The sequence below is a fragment of the Halomonas sp. genome (assembly GCF_052095765.1).
Classification (GTDB): Bacteria; Pseudomonadota; Gammaproteobacteria; order Pseudomonadales; family Halomonadaceae; genus Halomonas.
This window is the reverse complement of the sequence record NZ_JBQDJZ010000016.1, coordinates 1-22587: the sequence shown is the minus strand read 5'-3', so window position 1 is coordinate 22587 and position 22587 is coordinate 1. Positions and strand designations below refer to the sequence as shown.

Annotated in this window: 21 protein-coding genes; 8 read left to right on the top strand and 13 right to left on the bottom strand. The window is 59.1% G+C overall.

Annotated features, from left to right (window positions below):
* Positions 1 to 103: 103 nt before the first annotated feature.
* Entirely contained in the window at positions 104 to 1030 is a 927-nt protein-coding gene (locus ACTH3D_RS03790; protein ID WP_441665410.1) for a LysR family transcriptional regulator, read from the top strand.
* Positions 1031 to 1041: 11 nt separating this feature from the next.
* Here the strand turns inward: ACTH3D_RS03790 and ACTH3D_RS03785 are convergent, their stop codons facing one another.
* Together ACTH3D_RS03785 and hemE are read right to left on the bottom strand one after the other, a co-directional pair.
* A complete protein-coding gene (locus ACTH3D_RS03785) occupies positions 1042 to 1461 on the bottom strand; it encodes a VanZ family protein (RefSeq protein ID WP_441665408.1) in 420 nt (139 codons plus the stop codon).
* On the bottom strand, positions 1442 to 2518 hold the full coding sequence (hemE, locus tag ACTH3D_RS03780; RefSeq protein ID WP_441665406.1) for a uroporphyrinogen decarboxylase: 1077 nt from the start codon (positions 2516 to 2518) through the stop codon (positions 1442 to 1444). The genes ACTH3D_RS03785 and hemE overlap by 20 nt, the downstream gene beginning before the upstream one ends.
* A gap of 155 nt (positions 2519 to 2673) precedes the next feature.
* On the opposite strand from hemE, the gene ribA reads away from it, so the two are divergent.
* Positions 2674 to 3309, top strand: a complete 636-nt coding sequence (ribA, locus tag ACTH3D_RS03775) for a GTP cyclohydrolase II (protein ID WP_441665404.1) — start codon at positions 2674 to 2676, stop codon at positions 3307 to 3309.
* A gap of 4 nt (positions 3310 to 3313) precedes the next feature.
* Here the strand turns inward: ribA and ACTH3D_RS03770 are convergent, their stop codons facing one another.
* The 5 genes from ACTH3D_RS03770 to dbpA form a co-directional block, all read right to left on the bottom strand.
* Positions 3314 to 4867, bottom strand: coding sequence for a Na+/H+ antiporter NhaC family protein (locus tag ACTH3D_RS03770; RefSeq protein WP_441665402.1), 1554 nt, complete (start codon positions 4865 to 4867; stop codon positions 3314 to 3316).
* A gap of 84 nt (positions 4868 to 4951) precedes the next feature.
* Positions 4952 to 5716: a co-chaperone DjlA gene (gene djlA, locus ACTH3D_RS03765; protein ID WP_441665400.1), complete on the bottom strand. Its 765-nt coding sequence runs from the start codon at positions 5714 to 5716 to the stop codon at positions 4952 to 4954.
* A gap of 92 nt (positions 5717 to 5808) precedes the next feature.
* Positions 5809 to 6147, bottom strand: coding sequence for a P-II family nitrogen regulator (gene glnK, locus ACTH3D_RS03760; protein WP_441665398.1), 339 nt, complete (start codon positions 6145 to 6147; stop codon positions 5809 to 5811).
* A gap of 152 nt (positions 6148 to 6299) precedes the next feature.
* The gene (locus ACTH3D_RS03755; RefSeq protein ID WP_441665396.1) at positions 6300 to 7202 is read right to left on the bottom strand and encodes a PA4780 family RIO1-like protein kinase; all 903 of its coding nucleotides are present in this window, start codon (positions 7200 to 7202) and stop codon (positions 6300 to 6302) included.
* Between the two features lie 12 nt (positions 7203 to 7214).
* The gene (gene dbpA, locus ACTH3D_RS03750; protein ID WP_441665394.1) at positions 7215 to 8606 is read right to left on the bottom strand and encodes an ATP-dependent RNA helicase DbpA; all 1392 of its coding nucleotides are present in this window, start codon (positions 8604 to 8606) and stop codon (positions 7215 to 7217) included.
* Positions 8607 to 8809: 203 nt separating this feature from the next.
* Here dbpA and thiM point away from each other — a divergent pair, with 203 nt between their 5' ends.
* Positions 8810 to 9658, top strand: a complete 849-nt coding sequence (thiM, locus tag ACTH3D_RS03745) for a hydroxyethylthiazole kinase (RefSeq protein ID WP_441665392.1) — start codon at positions 8810 to 8812, stop codon at positions 9656 to 9658.
* Positions 9648 to 10265, top strand: coding sequence for a thiamine phosphate synthase (gene thiE / locus ACTH3D_RS03740; RefSeq protein ID WP_441665390.1), 618 nt, complete (start codon positions 9648 to 9650; stop codon positions 10263 to 10265). Before thiM ends, thiE begins: the two co-directional genes overlap by 11 nt.
* On the opposite strand, the gene ACTH3D_RS03735 is transcribed toward thiE, so the two are convergent.
* From ACTH3D_RS03735 to ACTH3D_RS03715, 5 genes are all read right to left on the bottom strand, one after another.
* Positions 10258 to 11133: a DMT family transporter gene (locus ACTH3D_RS03735; RefSeq protein ID WP_441665388.1), complete on the bottom strand. Its 876-nt coding sequence runs from the start codon at positions 11131 to 11133 to the stop codon at positions 10258 to 10260. The two genes, thiE and ACTH3D_RS03735, sit on opposite strands and share 8 nt — an antisense overlap.
* Before the next feature lie 109 nt (positions 11134 to 11242).
* The gene (locus ACTH3D_RS03730; protein WP_441665386.1) at positions 11243 to 12799 is read right to left on the bottom strand and encodes a serine hydrolase; all 1557 of its coding nucleotides are present in this window, start codon (positions 12797 to 12799) and stop codon (positions 11243 to 11245) included.
* A gap of 236 nt (positions 12800 to 13035) precedes the next feature.
* The gene (locus ACTH3D_RS03725) at positions 13036 to 13797 is read right to left on the bottom strand and encodes a sulfite exporter TauE/SafE family protein (protein ID WP_441665384.1); all 762 of its coding nucleotides are present in this window, start codon (positions 13795 to 13797) and stop codon (positions 13036 to 13038) included.
* Positions 13798 to 13903: 106 nt separating this feature from the next.
* Positions 13904 to 15268: a 2-oxoadipate dioxygenase/decarboxylase HglS gene (gene hglS, locus ACTH3D_RS03720; RefSeq protein WP_441665382.1), complete on the bottom strand. Its 1365-nt coding sequence runs from the start codon at positions 15266 to 15268 to the stop codon at positions 13904 to 13906.
* A gap of 28 nt (positions 15269 to 15296) precedes the next feature.
* The gene (locus ACTH3D_RS03715; protein ID WP_441665380.1) at positions 15297 to 16550 is read right to left on the bottom strand and encodes a 2-aminoadipate transaminase; all 1254 of its coding nucleotides are present in this window, start codon (positions 16548 to 16550) and stop codon (positions 15297 to 15299) included.
* A gap of 370 nt (positions 16551 to 16920) precedes the next feature.
* On the opposite strand from ACTH3D_RS03715, the gene ACTH3D_RS03710 reads away from it, so the two are divergent.
* The 3 genes from ACTH3D_RS03710 (at position 16921) to ACTH3D_RS03700 (ending at position 21028) form a co-directional block, all read left to right on the top strand.
* Positions 16921 to 17922, top strand: a complete 1002-nt coding sequence (locus ACTH3D_RS03710; RefSeq protein ID WP_441665378.1) for a TAXI family TRAP transporter solute-binding subunit — start codon at positions 16921 to 16923, stop codon at positions 17920 to 17922.
* A 150-nt stretch (positions 17923 to 18072) separates the two neighbouring features.
* Complete coding sequence (locus ACTH3D_RS03705) at positions 18073 to 19953, top strand: TRAP transporter permease (protein ID WP_441665376.1); 1881 nt, start codon at positions 18073 to 18075, stop codon at positions 19951 to 19953.
* 139 nt (positions 19954 to 20092) lie between these two features.
* Positions 20093 to 21028, top strand: coding sequence for a LysR substrate-binding domain-containing protein (locus tag ACTH3D_RS03700; protein ID WP_441665439.1), 936 nt, complete (start codon positions 20093 to 20095; stop codon positions 21026 to 21028).
* Here ACTH3D_RS03700 and ACTH3D_RS03695 read toward each other — a convergent pair.
* Entirely contained in the window at positions 21009 to 21764 is a 756-nt protein-coding gene (locus ACTH3D_RS03695; protein WP_441665374.1) for a Crp/Fnr family transcriptional regulator, read from the bottom strand. The two genes, ACTH3D_RS03700 and ACTH3D_RS03695, sit on opposite strands and share 20 nt — an antisense overlap.
* Before the next feature lie 615 nt (positions 21765 to 22379).
* Here ACTH3D_RS03695 and ACTH3D_RS03690 point away from each other — a divergent pair.
* A partial coding sequence (locus ACTH3D_RS03690; RefSeq protein ID WP_441665372.1) for a hypothetical protein occupies positions 22380 to 22587 on the top strand: 208 nt, incomplete at its 3' end.

The following is a 22587-nucleotide window of genomic DNA, read 5'->3' as shown; positions in this document are numbered from 1 at the left end:
AATCAGTTTTGCGGTGCAGTATAAAAGGAAGCACAATATCTGTGAAATGGATTGTATGGATAATACTTATCCAAACTATTGATACGAGTCATGGAGCACCTGAATGCGCTATACCCTGCGCCAGCTGGAAGTCTTCGTTGCCGTCGCCCAGCACGAAAGCGTATCTCAGGCAGCCAAGGCGCTGTCGCTTTCCCAAAGCGCCACCAGCACCGCGCTGGCCGAACTGGAGCGGCAGTTCGAGTGCCAGCTGCTGGACCGCACTGGCCGCCAGCTGAAGCTTAACGCCATGGGCTTCCAACTGCTGCCCAAGGCGGTGGCACTGCTCGACCGTGCCCAGGAAATCGAGGACCTGATGCATGGCCGTCAGGGCATCGGCACACTGGACGTCGGTGCCACGCTGACCATCGGCAACTATCTCGCCACCCTGCTGATCGGCAACTTCATGCAGCGCTACCCGGGCAGCCGGGTGCGGCTTCAGGTACGCAACACCCGCGCCATCATCGACAGCGTGCTGCACCATGAACTGGATCTAGGGCTGATCGAGGGGCACTGCGAAAACGAGGATGTGGTCACCCAGCCATGGGTAGAAGACGAGTTGGCGGTATTCTGCGCGCCCGATCACCCGCTGGCCGACGGCCAGCCGGTAGAGCTGGACCAGCTTCTACGCGAGAACTGGATCATGCGCGAGCAGGGGTCTGGAACGCGGCTAACGCTGGAGCAGGCAGCACGCCATCGGCGTGGGCGCTTCAATACGCTGCTGGAACTGGAACATACCGAGGGGATCAAGCGTGCGGTGGAATCTGGCCTGGGGATTGGCTGTGTGTCGCGTTTGGCCTTGAGGGACGCCTTCCGGCGCGGCAGCCTGGTGCCAGTGGTAACACCTGAACTCGACCTAAGACGCCAGTTCGGCTTTATCTGGCATCGGCATAAATACCTGGCCACCGGTATGCGTGAGTTTCTGAAACTGTGTCGGCAGATGACCGAAGGTGCGACGCGCAGCGACCAGATCGATGTGCCCTACCTGCCTTAACGTCTCCTGACTTACCTTACCCTTCCTTGATCTGCCGTATTGCCTTGGTTCACTCTGCTCTGCCAGCACTCAAGGCTAAAGAGCAACAGGACGGCGCTGCCCGCTCCCAGCGTATTGGCCAACACATCATAGGGGTCGCCACCGTAACGGCCAGGCACTGCCATCTGCAGACCTTCGATGACGATACCGTAGATCACCGCTATCCAAAACGCCCCGCTGGGACGAACGCCAGCGAGGCGAATCAGGCCGGCAACAACGCCGTAGCCAACAAAGTGGTTAGCCTTGTCCCAAGGCAGTGTCTGGGGCAGCTTACTGGCTGGCGTGAGGCTGCCCCAAGCAACGGCCAACATGACAGCCACCGCCAGCCAGGCCCACAGGCTGCGCCGCTCTTGCAAGCGGCGCAGCAGCCGATCAGCCGTGGGCAATTTCACGGTGATAGGCCGGGCTCAGCTCATGCAGCGACTCAACAAAAGCCGTCACATGGTCCGGGTTGGTAAACTGGCTGATCCCATGCCCCAAATTGAACACGTGACCCGGCCCATGACCGTAGCTGTCGAGAATCCTCGCCACTTCAGCGCGAATGGCCGCCGGGTGCGCAAACAGCACGTTGGGGTCTAGGTTACCCTGCAGCGCAACGCGATGGCCTACCCGCGCCCGAGCGTTGGACATTTCAGTACTCCAGTCCAGCCCAAGAGCATCAGAGCCGACTGCAGCTATGTCTTCCAACCACTGGCCACCATTCTTGGTGAACAGGATGACCGGCACACGGCGGCCGTCATGTTCACGGATCAGCCCGGCAACGATCTGCTCCATATAGCGCAGCGAGAACTCGCGATACGCCGGTGTCGACAGCGCACCACCCCAGGTGTCAAAGATTTGCACGGCCTGTGCACCAGCGCGGATCTGGGCGTTGAGGTAGTCGGTGACCGACTCGGCCAGAGTATCGAGCAGCTGATGCATGACGTCTGGCGTGTCATAGAGCATCGTCTTGACGTGGCGGAAGTCACGGCTGGAGCCCCCTTCCACCATGTAGCAAGCCAGCGTCCATGGGCTGCCGGAAAAACCGATCAACGGCACCCGCCCGTTCAACTCGTGACGAATGGTCTTGACCGCATTCATCACGTAGTCCAGATCGCGCTCGGCGTCAGGCACCGTCAACGCAGCCACTTCCTCGGCGCTGCGCACGGTTTTGCGGAACTTGGGGCCTTCACCTGTTTCGAAGTACAACCCTAAGCCCATGGCATCGGGAATCGTCAGGATGTCAGAAAACAAGATGGCCGCATCCATCGGAAAACGCTCCAACGGCTGCAGTGTGACTTCACAGGCCAGGTCGCGATTGCGACACAGGTCCATGAAACCACCGGCATCGGCCCGCCTTGCACGGTACTCCGGCAAATAGCGACCGGCCTGACGCATCATCCATACCGGGGTACGGTCTACGGGCTGACGCGCCAAGGCGCGGAGAAAACGGTCATTCTTGAGTTCCATGCGCTCATCCATTGACGAAAAATGTGGGCATATTATACCCCATAAGTAGAAGATTAGCGGCCCGTACACCGTGAGCCCGGGCCAGCTTGATGATAAACTGTTGCGCTTACGTCGGCGATGTCAGCCGGCCCGTCAGGTTTTCACCGAGGTCTATTGTGACGATCCGCTACATCGCCTCCTCTCGACTGCCCACGCCCTGGGCTACCTTCACCATGCACGGCTTCGAAGACGAAGCGACCGGCAAGGACCATATCGCCCTGACGCTGGGCGATGTCGGCGACGGCGAACCGGTACTGGGCCGCGTCCACTCTGAGTGCCTGACCGGCGATGCGCTGTTCTCAATGCGCTGCGACTGCGGCTACCAGCTGATGGAAGCGTTACGACGGATTGCCGAGGAAGGCCGTGGCGTGCTTCTGTATCTGCGCCAGGAAGGCCGTGGCATCGGGCTGCTCAACAAGATCCGCGCCTACCATCTGCAGGACGAGGGCGCCGACACCGTGGAAGCCAATGAACGACTGGGGTTCGCCGCCGACCTGCGCCGCTACGACCTGTGCTTGCCAATGCTCGATCATCTCGGCGTTCATGCTCTGCGCCTGATGACTAATAACCCGCGCAAGGTTGAAGCGTTAACCGACGTCGGCGTCGAGGTAGTTGAGCGGGTTGGGCTGACCACCGGCCTCAACCCGCACAACGAACATTACCTTTCAACCAAAGCCGGCAAGCTGGGCCACATGATGGCACTGGGCGACTTTTCTCCTGCCTGCGACGTGAACAGCAAACGCAAGCCCTGAGCCCTTACTCAGCGAGTCTTGCCGCCGGCTCGCGGGGCTCTCCCCAAACCAGCCTGAGAGTGACTGCAATCACGATCAGCGCAATCAGTCCGGCGCCACCGCCCAGCAGGGTGCTCTCCGTCAGTCCGGCAACAAAAAAAGCAATGATGCCTGCGATACCCGCGGTAACCGCATAAGGCAGCTGGGTACGTACGTGGTCGATGTGGTCACAGGATGACCCAGCGGATGACAAGATCGTGGTATCGGAAATCGGTGAGCAGTGATCGCCGAAGATACCACCGCTGAGCACTGCAGAAATGGTCAGCGCCAGTGGCAAGTCCATGGCGACGGCTACCGGCATGGCGATGGGAATCATAATCGCAAAAGTGCCGTAGGACGTTCCCGTAGTGAAAGCCACCACCGCTCCAATCAAGAACAACAGCACCGGCACCATGCTCGGCGACAGGCTCGCTTCTGCCAAGGTGACCAAATACGCGGCCGTACCAAGCTCTGACGTCACGCTGCCGATCGACCAGGCCAGGGTCAGAATGATGTACACCAGCGTCATGCTCTTGATGCCATCGACTACAATATCCATGGCTTCGCGAAAACTGAACAGCTTCTGCACCATGCCCATGGTCAGGCCCACCATCACGGCCATCAGCGTAGCCATCAGAATCGACAGCCCACCCTTGGCATTGCCCACCGCAGTGACCAGGTCATTTTCAGGGAAGTTGCCGGTCCACAGGAACAGCGGCGGAATCATCAGCACCAACACGGCAATGGGCACCAACATGTTGCGTTTGCGGGCCTGATCTTCGCTGACCGGGCTGAGGTTGTCCTCGTGACTTCCGGAAGGTGGCTTGGCGTTGGGTGCCATCACCTGGCCCGTGGTGCGGGCACGGTGTTCAGCGGCGGCCATGGGGCCAAAGTCCCATTGGGTGATCACCAGGAAAGCGATCAACGCCAGCGCCAGCCAGGCATAAAAATTCAGCGGAATGGTCGACAGGTAGATCAGATACTCCGAGCCGCTGGTATCCATCTCAACCAGCTGGGTACCGATTAGCCCCATGACAAAAACCACCCAGGTCGACACAGGCCCAAGCAGGCACATTGGCGCCGAGGTGGAGTCGACGATATACGCGAGCTTCTCACGTGACACCTTCATCCGGTCAGTGATCGGACGCATCACGCTGCCCACGGTCAGGGCATTGAAATAATCCTCAAAGAAGATCAACACGCCCAGCCCCATGGTGGCACCCTGGGCGCCGCGGCGTGACGCCACACGAGCAGAGATCGAGCGGGCAATGGCCTGGGCACCACCAGAGCGCTCCAGCACCCCGATCAGCACGCCGAACAGGCCACAGTAGATCAGCACCGTTACGCTCCACTCATCGCCCACGCTGGGAATAATGAAGGCATCGAAGGTGTCATAGAGCCCAATGGCCGGATTGCCTCCGACCAGCATGGTAGCACCCAGCCAGACCCCACAGAACAGAGCCGGAATCACGTTACGGGTTACCAGCGCCAGCACAATCGCCAACAACGGCGGCAGCAGGGAAAAGATACCGAATGTCATCAGGTTGCTCCTGAGCTTCTTGTTGTGATCAGAGCATCAAGTGGCGCTGTTGACGCCAATGGAAATACAGCACTGCCCGCAGTCTCAGCCAGCATCACGGGCTTTACGAATGCGGTCATAGGCATTACCGATTTCGATGGTGCGCTCCTTGGCCATCTCACGCATGCTTTCAGGCAGGCCTTTTGAGGCCAGTTTGTCCGGATGGTTTTCACTCATCAGGCGCCGATAGCTGCGCTTGACCTCGGCGTCGCTGGCATCAGCGTTTACCCCGAGTACCGCATAGGCGTCTTCCAGCGAAGGGCCCGATGGCTGGGCACTGCCAGCTTGACTGGCACCACGCAGCATGGCTTCGATCTGCTGAATCTCAGCCTCGCTACAGCCCAACCCCCGGGCAATGCGCAGAATCATGCTGTGTTCAGCGGGATGCAACACGCCGTCGGCGGCAATCGCCGACAGCTGCACCTGCAGAAACACCTGGCGCAGGGCGCGCTGCCCCCGGGTAATCCGTGCCACCTGGGCAATTTCAGCGTCCAGATCGAAGTCCGCCGCCTTGCCGCGGTTAAAGTCGGCCCGGGCCTTGGCGCGCTGCGCCTCGTTCAGGCGCAGCAGGTCCCACATCTTGCGCGAGGCGTCCAGCTCATCTTCGGTGACCTGGCCATCCGCTTTACACAGGCAACCCATGACGGCAAAGGTCGAGTCCAGAAAATGGCTCTGCAGTTCTTTCAGCCCCATGCCACCGCGAACCCGGCTGCCCAGCCACCAGCCCAGTGCCGCCCCCACAATAAGGCCCAGCAGGTTGCCGCTAATAAGAAAACCGACAAAACCGCCGATCAAGGTTGCCATCAGCATGGCATCTCTCCAATGGAGTCAACTATCAGTCAACAAAAAGAAAAAAGGCGTGCTCGAGTGTTCAGCACGCCTACATGAACAACGCCTTCCGATCAGACGGCATCCTTGCCGGTTTCACCGGTACGAATTCGGATAACCTGCTCCAGCGCCGTAACAAAAATCTTGCCGTCACCAATTTTGCCAGTGTTGGCCACTTTGGTGATAGCATCGATCACCTGGTCGAGCATATCGCTATCCACCGCCACTTCCAGCTTCACCTTAGGCAGGAAGTCCACCACGTACTCGGCACCACGATACAGCTCAGTGTGCCCTTTCTGGCGGCCAAAGCCCTTGACTTCAGTCACCGTGATGCCCTGAACCCCGATATCAGAGAGCGACTCGCGAACGTCGTCGAGCTTGAACGGTTTGATGATGGCAGTCACCAGTTTCATGATCTTGTCCTCGCGTAATTCGTGTTCCGGCGGCGCCCCTGCGAAACCGGCTGCAATGCTGCTGAGGATACACGCCCACGGCCAGATTGAAAAAACCAATGCACCGTGGCCAGGCATGAGCACAACAGACCGCCTGCCGTGCCAGCGTTTATCTAGCGCTCATCATTGAGCTCACGCCATTCCTGAGCCGCCTCTTCGACACCGAAATCACGGTCACCAGACAGCGCCGCGCGCCGCTCGGCTTCCTCTTCACGCACATCGTCGATCACGGTCATCAGCTCGTCCACGTCCACCGCGCGGGTATCGTGCTCAAAGCATCCGGTCAACTGGCTATCCGGGTGCAGCTCACCGGCCTCATAGAGCGCCCAGATTTCTTTGCCGTAGTCGGTCGCCAAAAGCTCAGGCGCGAAGCGACCAAAATAACGGCGCATGTTGTCGACATCGCGCTCGAACATCATTTCAGCACTGTTGTTGCCGGCCGCATCCACCGCCTGGGGCAGATCGATGATGACCGGACCATCGGCAGACAGCAGCACGTTGAACTCGGACAGGTCGCCGTGGATCAACCCGGCATGCAGCATCCGCACAATGTCGCCTAGAATCTTGGCGTAATACGCCCGGGCCTGCTCAGCGGTGAGCGTCACGTCGTCTAGCCGCGGCGCGGTGAGCCCTTCGGCATCGGCGATCATCTCCATCAGTAACACGCCATCAACAAAGCCATAGGGCTTGGGTACCCGCACATCCGCCGCGGCCAGCCGGTAAAGCGCATCGACCTCGGCGTTGAGCCAAGCCTGCTCCTGTTCTTTCTGCCCATAGCGGGTCTTCTTGGCCATAGCCCGGGAGCGCCGGCTGTTACGCACCTTGCGCCCTTCTTGATACTGCACGGCCTGCTTGAAGCTGCGCTGTTTGGCTTCTTTAAACACCTTGGCGCAGCGCCGCTCCCCATGCGAACGCACCACATATACCTGTGCTTCCTTGCCGCTCATCAACTGGCCCTCGACCTCATCGATCAAACCATCGTCAACCAGCGGCTGTAATCTCTTGGGTATCTTCATATCACCACATTGCTAACCAATATACCGGGCGCGAAAACTGCGGCCCTTGAGTTTACCAGTGCCTAGCTGCTTTAGGGCGGCTGCGGCAACGTCACGACGCACGGCCACATAGGCGCTATTGGCAAGCACCTTGATCTTGCCTACCTGGTCACCGGCAATACCGCCGTCGCCTGTCAAGGCACCGAGAATGTCACCGGGGCGCAGTTTGTGCTTTTTGCCACCGCCAAGCTGCAGCGTCACCATTGCCGGCCTGAAAGGCGCCTGCTTCAACACCTCAGGGCTGGGCAGCGGCTGCACCTCAAAGCGGTCATCAAGCAACCCTGCAAGGCGCGCCAGCCGATAGTCATCCTGCTCGCTGACCAGAGTGTAAGCCACTCCCGAACCACCGGCCCGGCCGGTTCGCCCAACGCGGTGCACATGCACCTCAAGCTCGCGGGCGATGCGATAGTTGAACACTGCATCCAGGGCGGCGATATCCAGACCGCGGGCAGCCACGTCAGTGGCCACCAAGATCGAGGCACTGCCATTGGCAAACATGATCAACAACTGGTCCCGGTCACGCTGCTCAAGGTCACCATGCAGCGCCAGGGCGCTGAAGCCAGCACCTTTCAGCGCCTCAGCCACTTCGTCAGTCTCGCGCTTAGTGTTACAGAACACCACACTTGACGCCGGCCGGGCGTCTAGCAACAGACGAAGCAGCGCCTCGAAACGCGCGGACTCATCAGCCACCCGATAGAAGTGCTGGCGGATCGTCGTTGCATCATGAGTCTCCGTCACCTCCACCGTAATTGGGTCGCGCATCAAGCGCTTGGCAATGGGACGGACTGCATCGCCGAAAGTGGCACTGAACAGTAGCGTCTGACGGTTTACCGGGGTCTCGGCGATGATCGCCTCCATGGCGGCCTGAAAACCCATGTCGAGCATGCGGTCGGCTTCATCCAGCACCAGGGTCGTCAGCGAGCCAAGCTCAAGCGTCCCTTTGCGCAGGTGTTCTTCGATCCGGCCCGGGGTGCCAACGACGATATGCGCACCGTGCTCCAGCGAAGCCAACTGCGGCCCCATCGACGCACCACCGCACAGCGTCAACACCTTGACGTTAGGCAGACTGCGCGCCAAGCGGCGGATCTCGCCGGCCACCTGGTCTGCCAACTCACGGGTCGGGCAGAGCACCAGCCCCTGCACCCGAAAGTCTGACGTCTGCAATCGCGACAGTAGCCCCAGGCCGAAGACTGCTGTTTTGCCGGAGCCGGTCTTCGCTTGGGCGATCACATCACGGCCCGCCAGCACCGATGGCAACCCCTCGGCCTGAATCGGCGTCATGACGTGATAGCCCAGCGAGCCAAGATTGGACAACAGTTCCGGCGCCAGCGGCAGCGCGGCGAAATCAGAGGTGGTTTGAGTCACTGTGCATTAGACCTGGAAAATAAACCTGAAGAATGGACCTAGAGATCAACCCTGTAGCCGCCCGAGTATCGAAGCCGCTTCACAAGCAATGATGGAAGCCAGATAGAATAGCAGAAAGAAGTGTGGCCCACGTAACACAGCACAGGCTTTACAAAGGCCACATAAGGCACGGATAGTAAGGCACACGCTAGGGAGACCTCATCATGACTGCCAGTCCAACACTCGACCTGGCCTTACGCCTGAGCCGAGTGCGCGCAAACACCCCGCTGATCCACAACATCACCAACCATGTGGCAATGAACATCATGGCCAACGTGCTGCTGGCCATCGGCGCGTCGCCTGCCATGGCCCATGCGCGGGAGGAAGCCGCGGAGTTTGCCGCTATGGCGGACGCGCTGACGATCAATATCGGCACCCTCTCGCCTCATTGGGTCGATGCCATGGAAGACGCCGCCCGCGCGGCGTTAGCCGCAGGAACACCCTGGGTGCTGGACCCGGTGGCCGTAGGCGCCACGGCCTATCGCCGCGAGGTGGGTGCTCGACTGCTGGCGCTGTCCCCCAGCGTGATCCGTGGCAACGCCTCTGAAATCCTGGCCCTGGCCGACCTATCTGATCAGGCCAATCAGCTAAGCAGCGGGCGCGGCGTCGACAGCACGGCCGCCAGCCACAGCGCCCAAGACGCCGCCATCTTGCTCGCACGGCACAGCGGTGCCGTAGTCGCAGTGACTGGCGAGGTCGACCTGGTGACCGATGGCCGACAAATCGCCCAGATTGAAGGCGGCCACGCCCTGATGCCGAGAGTCACTGCGCTGGGCTGCTCGCTAACTGGCGTCGTTGGTGCCTGGGTTGCCGAAACCGATACAGGTAGCACCAGAGACATCTTTCTGGCCACTACGGCGGCTCTAGCCAGTTATGCGGTGGCAGGCGAGCTGGCAGCACAGACCACCAAAGGACCCGGCAGCTTCAGCGTCGCCTTCCTTGATAAGCTCTATGCGCTGGACGGCGACACCCTCACCCAACATGCCCGACTGGAGATTACCGATGCGCCTTGATCTATCGCTTTACCTGGTTACTGATCCGCAGCTGTGCGAAAGCTATGGGCTGGTGGAAACCGTCGCCGCTGCCGTGCGCGGCGGCGTAACCGTCGTGCAGCTGAGAGACAAGCAGGCCAGTGACGCCGAGATGACCCAGCAAGCGCGTCAGATCAAGCAGGCGATTGCCGGAAGCGGCGTGCCCCTGATCATCAACGACCGCCTGGAGGTGGCACTGGCCAGCGGCGCCGATGGCCTGCATATCGGCCAAGATGACGGCGATGTGACGGCGGCGCGCAAGGCGCTGGGGCCGGAAGCGATTCTCGGCCTTTCAGTGCAGCACCTCGACCAGCTGACGCAGTTGAACACCGACACATTAGACTACCTGGGGCTGGGGCCGGTGTTTGCTACCGCTACTAAAGGCGATCACGCCACGCCCATCGGTTTCGACGGCCTGGCGGTACTGGTCGCGGCAAGTCCGCTGCCCAGCGTGGCGATCGGGGGACTCAAGAAAGAGCACGTAGACGCCGTGCACAAATCCGGCGCGGAGGGTTTAGCCGTCGTCTCAGCCATTTGTGGCACGCCAGACCCCGAAGCTGCTACGCGCGCCTTTATGAGGCTCAGGTAGCAGGGCGACGCGTGATGGCCACGCGCCCCTCACGCCAAGCAATCAACAGGCCACTGAAAATCACCACGGTGCCGCCAATCAGCACCCAGACATCTGGCACCTCGCCCCAAATCCACCAACCCAACAGCACCGCCCATATCAGCGCGGTGTAGTCGAAAGGCGCCGCCAGCGCGGCAGGCGCGTAACGGAATGCCATTGTAATGCCCGCCATGGCGCCCACGCCGAGAACGCCTGCCAATATGAAGATCGGCCAGTCCGGCATGGACGGCGTTATCCACACCCAGGGCATGGTAGCTGCAGACACCAACATGGGAATCAGCGTGGTGTAAAACACCATTGCCCACAGGTGCTCACGACTGCCATAGCGGCGAGCGGTAATCAGAGTCAGCGCATAGAAGACAGCCGCCGCCAATACGATTAGCGTGGCTGGGCGGAAACTGTCTGCACCAGGGCGCACCACGATCATCACCCCGATGAACCCGAGTAACGTTGCCAGAATGGTCGGCTTGTCGACCCGCTCTTTGAGCAACGGCACCGACAGCAGCGTGACGAACAGCGGGGCGGCAAAAATTATCGCAGTAGCCTCGGCCAGCGGCAGCAGCGTCAGACTCCACGTGAAACAGACCATCGTGCCGGTGAAGATCAAACCGCGTAGCAGGTGCACACCGGGCCGCTTGGTACCCAGCTTGCGTATACCACCATTGAAGCGCGCGATCAGCACGATCAGTGGCAAGGACACCAAGGTGCGAAAGAAGATGATCTGTAGCGGCGAATAGCCCGCCCCCAGCCACTTGGTGATGGCATCGCCCAACGCCAGGCACAGCACGCCAGCGCACATGTAAAGAATACCCTTCAGCGTGGCCGGCATGGCTATTGTTCCTTTCTTAAAACACACACCGCCAGCTAGGCCGGCGGTGTGATGACGGCATCCCGGCATTCGCCGGGCGCCTTTGGCTCATACAAGGTTCAGAACCCACTCAAAGGCTGGCCTGGACAACCATGCAGTCGATGCCACTGGCCTGAAGGCGCTGGCAGGCATTGCGCGCCTGACCTTCACCCATGTCCATCAAGCGGGCACGGTAGACACTGGCACCGACGATCTGGGGCAGAGCCACCTGCTCTTCTGCGACTTGTGCCGCCCGGGCGGCACGCACCGCGAGGTCACGGGCACTGTCGAGACTACTGAAAGCACCCACCTGAACGCCCCACTCCCCTCCGGCTGATGCCACTGGCAATGCAGGAGCGGCTGCCACCACAGGTTCTGATACCCGGGCAACGGCAGGAGCCACTCTGGCCTGCACTACAGGTACTGCAGGCGATGCCTCTACCACCAGCGGCTCATCCGCCCGAACAGGCACAGGGTTGGTCGCGCGGGCAGTGGCTGCATACCCCGCTGGTGTATCGCTCCACGCCGTCAATTCCTGGGTGTTGTTTTCCACAACGCTGCGGCTAGTAACAGCAGGTGTGAGCTCACGGCTCACCCGTTGACGGGACACCGCCACATCCGGCCGATTGACCGCTTCAGCGCGCGATGGCTCAACACGCTGGTAGGTCGGCTGCTGTACAGCACTGACTGCCGGGGCGCTGGCCTGTGGCTGAGGCGTGTTAGACGCCAGCAGCTGGCGTGCCGGCAGTGCCGGCTCAACTCCGGGTACCAACAGCTGCTCATTGGAAATTGCCGTGTTGGCCATCCAGCCCTTGCCATCACTGAGCGAGGCGCGCAGGAAGCCACGGTCAAGCAGGTTGGCCATATGCTTGTCGCGCGATGAGGCGCTATACCCCCCCATCACCACCGAAAGGATACGGCGGTTGTTACGCACAGCAGACGTTGCGACATTAAAGCCCGAGGCGCGAATAAAGCCGGTTTTCAGACCATCAGCACCGGGATAGTTGGCCAGCAGGCGGTTGTGGCCACGCACTGTCTTGCCGCCCCAGGTAAAGCTCTGCTGTGAAAAATAGTGATAGTACTGGGGAAAATCGAGCATCAGGCGACGTGACAACATCGCCATATCTCGGGCGGTCGTCACCTGGCGACTGTCCGGCAGACCAGACGCATTACGGAAGGTGGTGTTGTGCATGCCCAGATCACGGGCCTTGGACGTCATCATCTGCGCAAACTGGCTTTCCGTACCACCCATTGATTCTGCCACCACAACCGCCACATCATTGGCTGAACGCACCACCAGCGCCTTGATCGCTGTTTCCACAGGCAGGGTGGAGCCCGCCTTGAGCCACAGCTTTGTCGCCGGCATGGCAGCGGCAGCACGCGACACACTCAGCGGGCTATCCAGGGTGAAGCGCTGGTCTTCCAATGCTTCAAACAACATATACAGCGTCATCATCTTAGTCAGCGAGGCGGGATAACGTCTTGCGTCGGCATTTTCGGCATACAGGACTTCGTGAGTTTCAGCATCAATCACGATCCCAGCATAGCGCGGATTACCTTCAGCCACCGCCCTCCCTGCCAGCAGCAGCCCAAGCATCAGAACAATAGCGACGGCTAACGAGTACCGCCGGAAGGGTGTAGGCAGCATGATGTTCCCCTGAGTGTTTGTAGTTACCACAGCTAATGACACATTATGACGCAAGACTTACCACTGTCCATGCATCAAGTCATGGTTTAAGCGCTCCAAATCAAATGTTGTAACGTTTTAACCTGGAAGATGACGCGTTTTCAATATCGCTCAACAATATAGCATTTGCCAGCCGCTTTGTAGGACAAGACTCAACCGGTCAACCCGGTGCTAGCACACTGGCGGTCTCTGGCAGCTCACGCCGCCCACCGGCTGATACCCAGCCACACCAGCCGCAGAGCCAGCAGCGTCAACGCCCATTTGAACAGGGTGTCGAAACGATGATCCGAGAGCCGGTGCAACAGCCGCAGCCCAAGCCAGGTGCCAACCAACCCTGCCGCTATCATTGCGATCATCAGCCCCAGCCAGTCTCGGAACACGAAACCAGCCAGGCCGAATACGAAAATCTTGGTCAGATGCTGCAGCGACATACAGGCCGAGAACGTCGCTACCTTGGCCAGCCTCCCGTCCTGACTCTGCTTAATGAATGCTGCCACCAGTGGCCCGCTTGCGCCTACCAGGCTGGAAAGCAGGGTCGTCACGGCGCCAGCCACAAGGACGCCGACACTCCCCAGCGCACGCTTTGGCAACCCAGGCCCCCAACAGGTAAACAGCACAAAGGCTGCAATGCACAGCTCCAGCACACCAGCGGGCAGATGAATCACCAGCCAGGCAGCAACCAATGCACCAACAATCACCCCGGGTACAAAAACCATCAAGGTACGGCGATCCACGTGCCGCCAGGTCATCGTGGTGCGGCCAACGTTAGAACCCAACTGCACCATGCCGTGCACTGGAATCAGCGCCGCAGCTGGCATCACCTGGGCCAGCGCCATGATCATCAGTACTCCACCACCAACACCGAAGGCTGAGGTGAAGGCTGAAGTCAGCACCGAGAGCAGGATCAGCAGCCCATCCAGGGAAGGTGACAGTGGCGACAGCGAATCAAGTAACTGCATAGCGTGTTCCGTGAATGGTCATGGCAATGAAAAAGCGCATGATACCGGAAACGCATCGGGGCTGGTCATTGACCAGCCCCGATGCGCTCAAACACAGTCTTTCGTGTCAGCCGACAAGCGCGCCCAACACCGCCTCGCGTGAAAGCCGCTCACGCTCGGCATAGAGCGCTAGCTCGTCGGTGACTGCCGCACCCAGTGCCTGCTCGAAGGCGTCACGATTGGCATTGCCGGTGTAGGCCTCGCTCTGCTCACCGCCCAGATTAGATTGGAAGATGCCCGCCGCACTGACCGGCAGGAAATCTTCGTAGGTAATCGGCAGCGCCTCAACCAGCCCTTGCTCGATCAGCACATCCAGGTCCTGTTCACCCCCTTTGGTGCCCCCCACTTTACCCGCCTGTGTCAGCCGGTACTCGAAAAATGCCAGCCCACGGCGACGCAGCTCATCCTCGCAGTCGGGAAAGCCAGCAAACACCTTGCCCAGCTCGCGCTGATGCTCTTCATTACCCAGGCCAGCGGTACGCTTGCGCGATTCGCCAAGTAACTGGTCATAAAGCGCGCGCCCTTCGGCCGTCAACGCCACGCCACGCTGCTCGATCTCACCGAAACGCGCGGAGTGTGTGCCCTGGTGGTCGCCAGTAAAGCGGATCGCCTCTTCCAGCGCCTTGAAGCTGGTCTGGCGCAACAGAATCGGACAGTCTCGACGCGGTGGCCCCTCGATGACCTCCTTGGAGTTCATGCCCATTTCCGGCATGCGACGCTGGGCTTCATCGATATCCAGGGTCCGCGGAGTCAGATGGTTGATGTGCGGCCCACGGAAGCACACCACGTCAGCAATCAGCCGATGCTCGGCATGTAGCGCCGCGTGGGTTTCCATGTCGACCGTGGCGTCCTGATGCCAGCGGAATGTCTCCAGCGCTTCTGCCACAAAGCGGTCAGCCTGCTCATTACTAAGCCCTCCCTGCTGCTCAGCCAATTCAATCAGCTCACGCGCGCCAGTGGTAAAGATATCGCGCCTGGACAGAATCTCGGCCGCACGCTCACGCAGTGCGGGGCTCTCGATCAGTTCAAGGCGCAGCAGCGAGGTAAAAATACGGAAGGGATTGCGCGCCAGCGCGGCATCGTCAATCGGGCGAAATGCTGTGGAGTGCACCGGCACACCGGCCTCGGACAGATCGTAGTAACCCACCGGGAACATACCCATCACCGCAAACAGCCTGCGCAGCATGGCAAGCTCTTCGGCAGTGCCGACACGAATGGCACCGTGTCGCTCGACGCCGAGCCGCCCCAGCTCGTCATGGGATGCCAGCCGCTCGGCCAGCACCGGATCGCGCTCCAGGGTCTCGCGATTGACCTTCTCGACCAACTCCAACAGCGTCTCGTACTGGGGCACCTCGGCCTGATACATGGCCGACATGGCCCGAGAAAAGCGATCGCGAATCTCGTCACTGCTGACGAGGGTTGGGTTACTCATGCGTCATGGCTCCTGAGAATATTTAGCATCAAGGGTTCAGCGTATCCAGCGCCCGTTCAAGTCGCGCCAAACCTTCTTTCATGATTTCGGGCTCGGTGGTTAACGGGGCCAATAGTCGCAGTACATTGCGGCGGCGCCCGCTGGGCATCAGCAACACACCTTGCTCCCGGCCTGCGGCCAACAGGGCTGTCAGGTGCTCAGCGCCCGTGGCGTTGGCAGTATCTTTAAACACAATGCCGCGCATGGCCCCCACGCCACTGACGCCACCCAGCATGGGATAGCGCCCCGAATCGCTCCATTTGCGACAGGTATCCAGTATTAGTGTTTCCTGAGCTTTACCCAAGCGCGCCAGGTTCTGCTCGCCCATCAGCTCCATCACCGCCAGAGCCGCCGCACAGGCCACCGCATTCCCCGAATACGTGCCGCCTAGACCGCCTTTGGGCAGCGCATTCATGAACTCTGACTTACCGGCCAGCGCCGCCAGCGGCAGACCCGCGGCCATGCTCTTGCCCATCAGCAACAGGTCCGGTTCAACACCGAGATATGAAAAGGCGAAACGCTTGCCGGTACGGCCGAAGCCGGACTGGATCTCGTCGAAAATCAGCACAATGCCATGGCTATCGCACAGCGCACGCAGGCGAGCAGCGAAGTCGGCACACAACAGGCGAAAGCCACCTTCTCCCTGAACCGGCTCGATAATGATGGCCGCTATCTCATTAGCGGGCGTTTCAACCTCAAACAACCGCTCGATCGCTGCCATGGCTTGATCCGCGTCGGTCTCGCTGTCGCGGCTGGGAAACGGCACGTGGTACACCGGCCCAGGCAAGGTTCCCAGGCGGTTCTTGTAGGGTTTTACCTTACCGTTCAGATTCAGCGCCGCCAGGGTGCGGCCATGGAAACCATCATCAAAGGCGATCACACCCTGACGACCAGTGGCCGCACGTGCCACCTTGAGCGCGTTCTCGGTGGCTTCAGCGCCGCTGTTGGTCAGCATGCACGACAGTGGGTAGGACACCGGCACAAAAGCATCCAGCGCCTTGACCACGTCAAGGTAGCCCCGGTGCGGCAGAGCATTGAAGGCCGAGTGCATCAGCGTCTCGACCTGTCCCTTCACGGCTTCAACAACCGCTGGGTGGCAGTGCCCAACATTCAGCACACCGATTCCGGCAACGAAATCCATGTAATGCTTACCCTGCTCGTCCCAAACCTCGGCATTGCGGCCACGTTCGACGCAAATGGGGTGGACGATGCCAAGCGAGTCACTGACGTGCGGAAGTTCCATGTCACGATCCTGTTGATAGGCCATGCTGGTAAAAAGAGAGAAAAGAGGCTTTCTTTATATGAACAGACGCACACAGCGTAATTCAAACGAAAAAAATGCCACTATGTATTCCGAAAAATCGTGAGTCTGACCGCTTTTCATCTGCATGGCCGAGCGACCTGGCGACAAAGGATGAATTTATTTCATGGATTGATTCCAAACATTCTTTTGTGTCTAGGTGCGCATACACCAACAATGCAGCAAATATCCTGCACGAATCAGCTGCAGGCGCTAGGTTGCATTTATCACTGCAGCAAATGGCGTATACCAGTAAGATTGTCTATTGAATGGCGTCAAGCCAAACAACTCTAACCATGACAGGAAGAACCCCATGACACGTCTGCTTACTTCCGCCGCAGTTGCTCTTGCCGCCGGCGCGTTCCTCAGTGGCTGTGGCGACTCTAGCTCCAGCAAGCCCAACGTGGCTATCGGCCCACCCGCCAGCACCACGCAACAAGTGTCACAGTTAATCCTTAAGGCCCACGGCGTAAAAGAGGACGACTACAGCGCCTACCAGGAAGGCTTTGGTGCCGCTCTTGACGGCGTACAGGATGGCAACATTGACGTGTCGATCGGCATTCTCGGCCTGCCCTCAGGCAGCATCGAGAACCTTCAGGCTGCCGCTGGTGATGTAGTCATGCTCAACCTGACTGATGACGCAATAGACCATATTGAAGCCAACAGCGATTACCGCCGTTTTGTGATTCCCAAGGACAGCTATGAATTCCTTGATAACGACGTCACTACGGTAACCGCCTACGCCGTGCTGGTAGGCAACACTCACAGCATCGACGAAGAGCTGGGCTATGAGCTGGCACGCCTGATGCACGAGAAAGCCGATGAAAACACGCATGCCCAGTCAGCATTCATGACACTGGAGAATGCCCTGAACGGCGCTGATGGCATTCCGGTTCACCCTGGCGCCAAGCGCTACTATGAAGAACAGGGCCTGACTGTCGATGGACCGGTGGCCGAAATCGACATCACCGATGGCAAGACCGAATATATCCTCGGCACCGGCAGCCAAGGCGGCACCTACTACCCGCTGGGCGGTGAAATGGCGACCATCTGGAACAACTACTTGGACGATTCCAACTTCACCAATATCGAAACCGGCGCTTCAATCGAAAACCTGGTCAGTATTCGCGATGACCGTATGGATCTGGGCATGACGGTACATGCCCCGGCCAAAGACGCGGTGGAAGGCAGCGGTGAGTTTGAAAGTGGCGCCATTGATAACGTCGCCTTCATCGGTCATATCTACCCCGAAGTCATCCAGATCGTGACTCGTAAGAAAACCGGCATTACCAGCCTCGAAGACCTTGCCAAGTAAGTGATGCAAGCAAGTAACCCTAGCGTGGTGGTGGCTTTCGCTGCCGCCACGCCATCAACGGAAGATCAATGCCGTGGATAAAAAAAAAGTCCAGCCGATACTGAAGCACTGCTAAAGAAATACGACCGTGAGTCCAGCGTCAGGTCTGATATGGGCCGCTGGGTCTGGGCTGTATCACTGCTTGGCATAGCGCTGTCGTCTTTTCACCTGTACACCGGTTACTTCGGCACCCTGCCATCACAAAAGCAGGGGGCGGTTCACCTGGGCCTCGCGCTTGGCATGATCTTCCTGCTGTTTCCCGCCTGGCGCAGCCAGCGCAATCACAGCCACGTGCCCTGGTATGACGTGGTACTGGCTTTCGCGGCAACCTTCGGCGCGTATTACAAAATCCTGTTCTATGATGAAGTGCTTCGCGCGCGCATTACCGGCTACACCACCTTTGACCTGATCGTTGCCGGGCTTGGCGTGCTCTTTGTGCTGGAAGCTACCCGGCGTACCGTCGGTGTGCCCATCGTAGTGGTCGCTTCGCTGGCCATCGCCTATGCCATGCTGGGCAACCATATTCCTACCCGCCTGCTATCGCACCCGGGCTTTCCTCTCCAAGATATAGCACCCTATCTGTGGTTCCGTGAAGGCGGAGTATTCGGCACACCGCTACAGATATCTGCCAAATTCATCTTCCTATTCCTGTTCTTCGGTGTCGTGCTGATACAGACCGGCGTGGGAAGCTTTTTCAACGATCTGGCAGTTGCCGCTACCGGACGCTTTACCGGCGGCACGGCCAAGGCGGCAGTTATTGCCAGTGCCCTGCAAGGCATGATTTCGGGCAGCTCGGTGGGCAATACCGTAGCTTCCGGCTCCTTTACCATCCCGATGATGAAAAAAGCCGGCTTCCGCCCTGAAGTCGCAGGGGCTACCGAGGCATCGGCGTCGACGGGCGGCCAGATCATGCCACCGCTGATGGGCGCTGCGGCCTTCATCATGGTTGAATATGTCGGGGTCTCTTATCGCGAGATCATGTACGCTGCGCTGATACCTGCCCTGATGTATTTCTGTGGCATCTTCATCGGCGTACACTTTGAAGCCAAGCGCAGCCGTATCCTCGGCATCCCCAGAGATCAACTACCAAGCAAACGAAAACTGCTACTGAGCCGCGGCTATATGCTACTGCCGCTAGTGGTGATTGTGGCTACCGTCAGCGTCGGCTTCACCGCCCAGCGTGCCGCGCTGCTGGGTATCGCAACGGCACTCCTTGTCAGCCTGGTACGCAAGGAAACTCGCCCCTCTCTGCCCGACCTAGTACGAATTCTCGACCGTGGCGCACGCGTGGCACTGCCGGTGATCGCCGCTGTAGCAACAGCTGGCATCATTGCTGGCGTCGTCGGCATGACCGGCCTCGGTGCGAAGTTTGCTGCTGGCATCATCAGCCTTGCCGATGGCACCCTGATCCTGGCACTCATCTTCACCATGCTGGCCTGTATCGTGCTTGGCATGGGGTTGCCAACAACAGCTAACTATGTGGTTACCGCCACCATTGCCGCTCCGGCGCTGATCAATGAGTTCGGACTGGCACCCATGTCGGTGCACCTGTTCGTCTTTTACTTCGGCATTGTGGCGGATATCACACCACCGGTGTGTCTGGCGGCCTATGCCGGGGCCGGAATTGCCGGGGCTAACCCCATGAAGACCGGCATGACCGCACTCAAGCTCGCCATTGGCGCGTTCATCATCCCTTACGCGCTGATTTATAACCCGGCACTGGTGATGGTCGATCCCACTCCGCTTGGACTTACCATCGCTGTCTTGCTTTTGGTGATAGGACTGATCAGCGTCAGTGCCGCGCTAATGGGATACTTCGTGCGTGACGCTCGCCCCTGGGAACGCCTGGTTCTGCTGGCCTCAGGCATTGCCATGATTGCCCCTGAGCTATTTACAAGCGCTCTCGGCTTTGTCGGCATTGTTCTTGTGGCGTGGATACAGTCTCGTCGCCCTCAGGAGTCTGGGTTGAAGCAGGCAAGCTCAGGCGCCTGACCACGAGCCCCGCGCCTGTCCTGCGCGGGGCACTCCAGACTCGCCCGAATACGCTAGAATAAAGAACCGCCTGTCAGCCTGTTACCTGCAACTCTATGTGAGGCAACACGATTTCATGCCACAGCCGCCAGACACCCTGATAAGGGCGCGTCACCTGCCCTCAACAACAACGCTGCAATGCTTCGAGGCGGCGGCACGCCACTTGAGCTTTACCCGTGCTGCAGAAGAGCTGCACATGACACAAAGCGCTATCAGCAAACAGGTGGCCCAACTTGAAGACTATCTGCAACACAAGCTGTTCCGCCGCATCCGTCGCACGCTGGTACTGACGCCGGAGGGCGCGCTTTATCTCACCGAAGTGCGCAAGATTCTCGCCCACCTCGAGATGTCGGCAAACACCATCATGACCTACAGCGACCGCAGTGAGGTACTGCGGGTGGCGACTCTACCCACCTTCGGTATCCGCTGGCTATCGGCCCGTCTACCGGCGTTCTTTGCCGCCCACCCACGCATCACTTTGAACGTCACCGACCGCGTCCAGACCTTTGATCTGGAGCAGCAGGATATCGACGTGGCCTTCTTCCACGGCCATGGTCACTGGCCCAACCTGGAGTGCCACAAGCTGTTCGACGAAGAAGTGGTTGCGGTTGGTGCGCCGGGCTACTTGGCTGATCAAGCGCTGACACGCGGCGACGACCTGGCCAATTGCCGCCTGCTCCACCTGTCAACGCGACCGGACGCCTGGCATCACTGGTTTGCCAGCCAACAGATCACCTCCAGCAGCAGCTACCACGGCACGCGCCTTGAAACCTTCCAGATGCTGATTCACACCGTCATGGCCGGCGGTGGCCTGGCGTTAATACCGAGACTGCTGATCGAAAACGAATTAGTCAGCGGCCAGCTGGTCCTGGCCTGGCCCCACGCGCTGCGTAGCCCCGATGCGTATTATCTGGTCTATCCAGAGAAGCTAGGCGAGCTGTCCAGGGTGCGGCACTTTGTCAGCCATGTACTGGCCTGCGCCGAGGATTCCACCTCGACAGGACCAGCCAATCAGATCACTCAACTGCCAGCATGATCTCGCGCAGCTGATGCTCGTCGAGCACCTCTATCCGTTGGCCGTCCACGCCGATGGCACCACTCTCGCGCAGCTTCGAAAGCGAGCGCGACAGGGTTTCCGGGGTCATGGCCAGCTGGGAAGCCAGCCAGCGTTTGGGGATCGTCAGACGGACCACTCGCGTTTCTCCTCGCTTTGCCTCTGGCAACTCGCGAAGGAGGTAACCGACCAGCCTTACCATGGCATCGCCCTGAGTCATCATGGCCAGGTCTTCCAGGCGATTGGTCAGCTCAACGGCCAAGCGACTCATGAATACGGCCCGGCATGCCGGGTTACGGTCCATCATCTGGCGACTTTTTTCTGCGCAGATTGCCAGCAACTGGCTTCTGCGCAATGCCTGGGCGGAGTACAGGTAAACACCGGGAATAGCGACCATGCTGAGATGCCCCAAAGGGTCGCCGCGCTCGACACAACGAATGGTGGCATGACGCCCCTGATTGGTTTCCCGCACCAACCGCACAGCACCACTGATGACGATATACAGCCAATCTGCCGGCGCATCCTGTTCATACAGCCATTCATGGGCCGACAACGAATGCACCTTGGCTCCCCGCAGCAGCGCTTCGACATCCGCGTCATCCAGATCACTCATCCAAGGCACATTACGCACCAGCGCTTGTAAGTAGCCTGGGCGAAGCAGCAACGCATTAGACGCATTCACCGATGTGTCCGAATGTGAAACCATTTCCGACGACATGACATTTTCACCTTCCGTCTTGAGTCCTCAATACAAACCCCACTCACCAAACGTTGGTCAGCGGGTCGGCGCAATACTTCTAGCTGAGAGTATCAGGTTTACTTCCGCTAACACGAGCGGGTTATTGACTCAAGTCATTCTTTGCCGATTCCCTCTACAGACAGTTGCATTTATTTCTATGTATTAAGAGCGATATCACTAACCGAGCGCTGTTTTGCGCCCAATTAGCGATGCCCAGACTTGTTTTCCGTCTTAGCACCTTTCCTCTTTAGTGCAGCTTTCAGCTTTCGCAGCCCAAATACCTAAAGACGACCGTGCTTTTCTCACCCCTATCTTCTCAAGTAGCTCAAGTACCAACACATGAGTTACTGCCCACTCAACCTAGCCGCACCCCTTGTTTCGAAAAAATTTCTTAATCGTGAGCATTTACGACACCTCGCATAGTAATTCTGACATTTTTAATAATGTCATAACGAACAAAAAAGGTAATAATTCTCATTCTAAAAAAACATCAAGGAAGCTTGCCCTGTGTCGTACCACGCGCCCCTCCCTGCGGTATACCGTCTATCAAAACTGACCCTCGCCATCAGCCTCGCGACCGGCACAGGACTGCCGATGGCAACACTCGCGATGGCACAGGATACCGAACAGCTCAGCAACATCACGGTAGTTGGTGAGGATCTACGCCCCACCACTGAGTTAAGCGAAAGCTATCAGGTTGAGTCCAGTCCTAGTGCTAGTGGCTTGACACTTACACCCCGCCAAACCCCGCAGTCCATCAGCTTTCTGACACGCCAGCAAATGGATGACGAGGCAATCACTA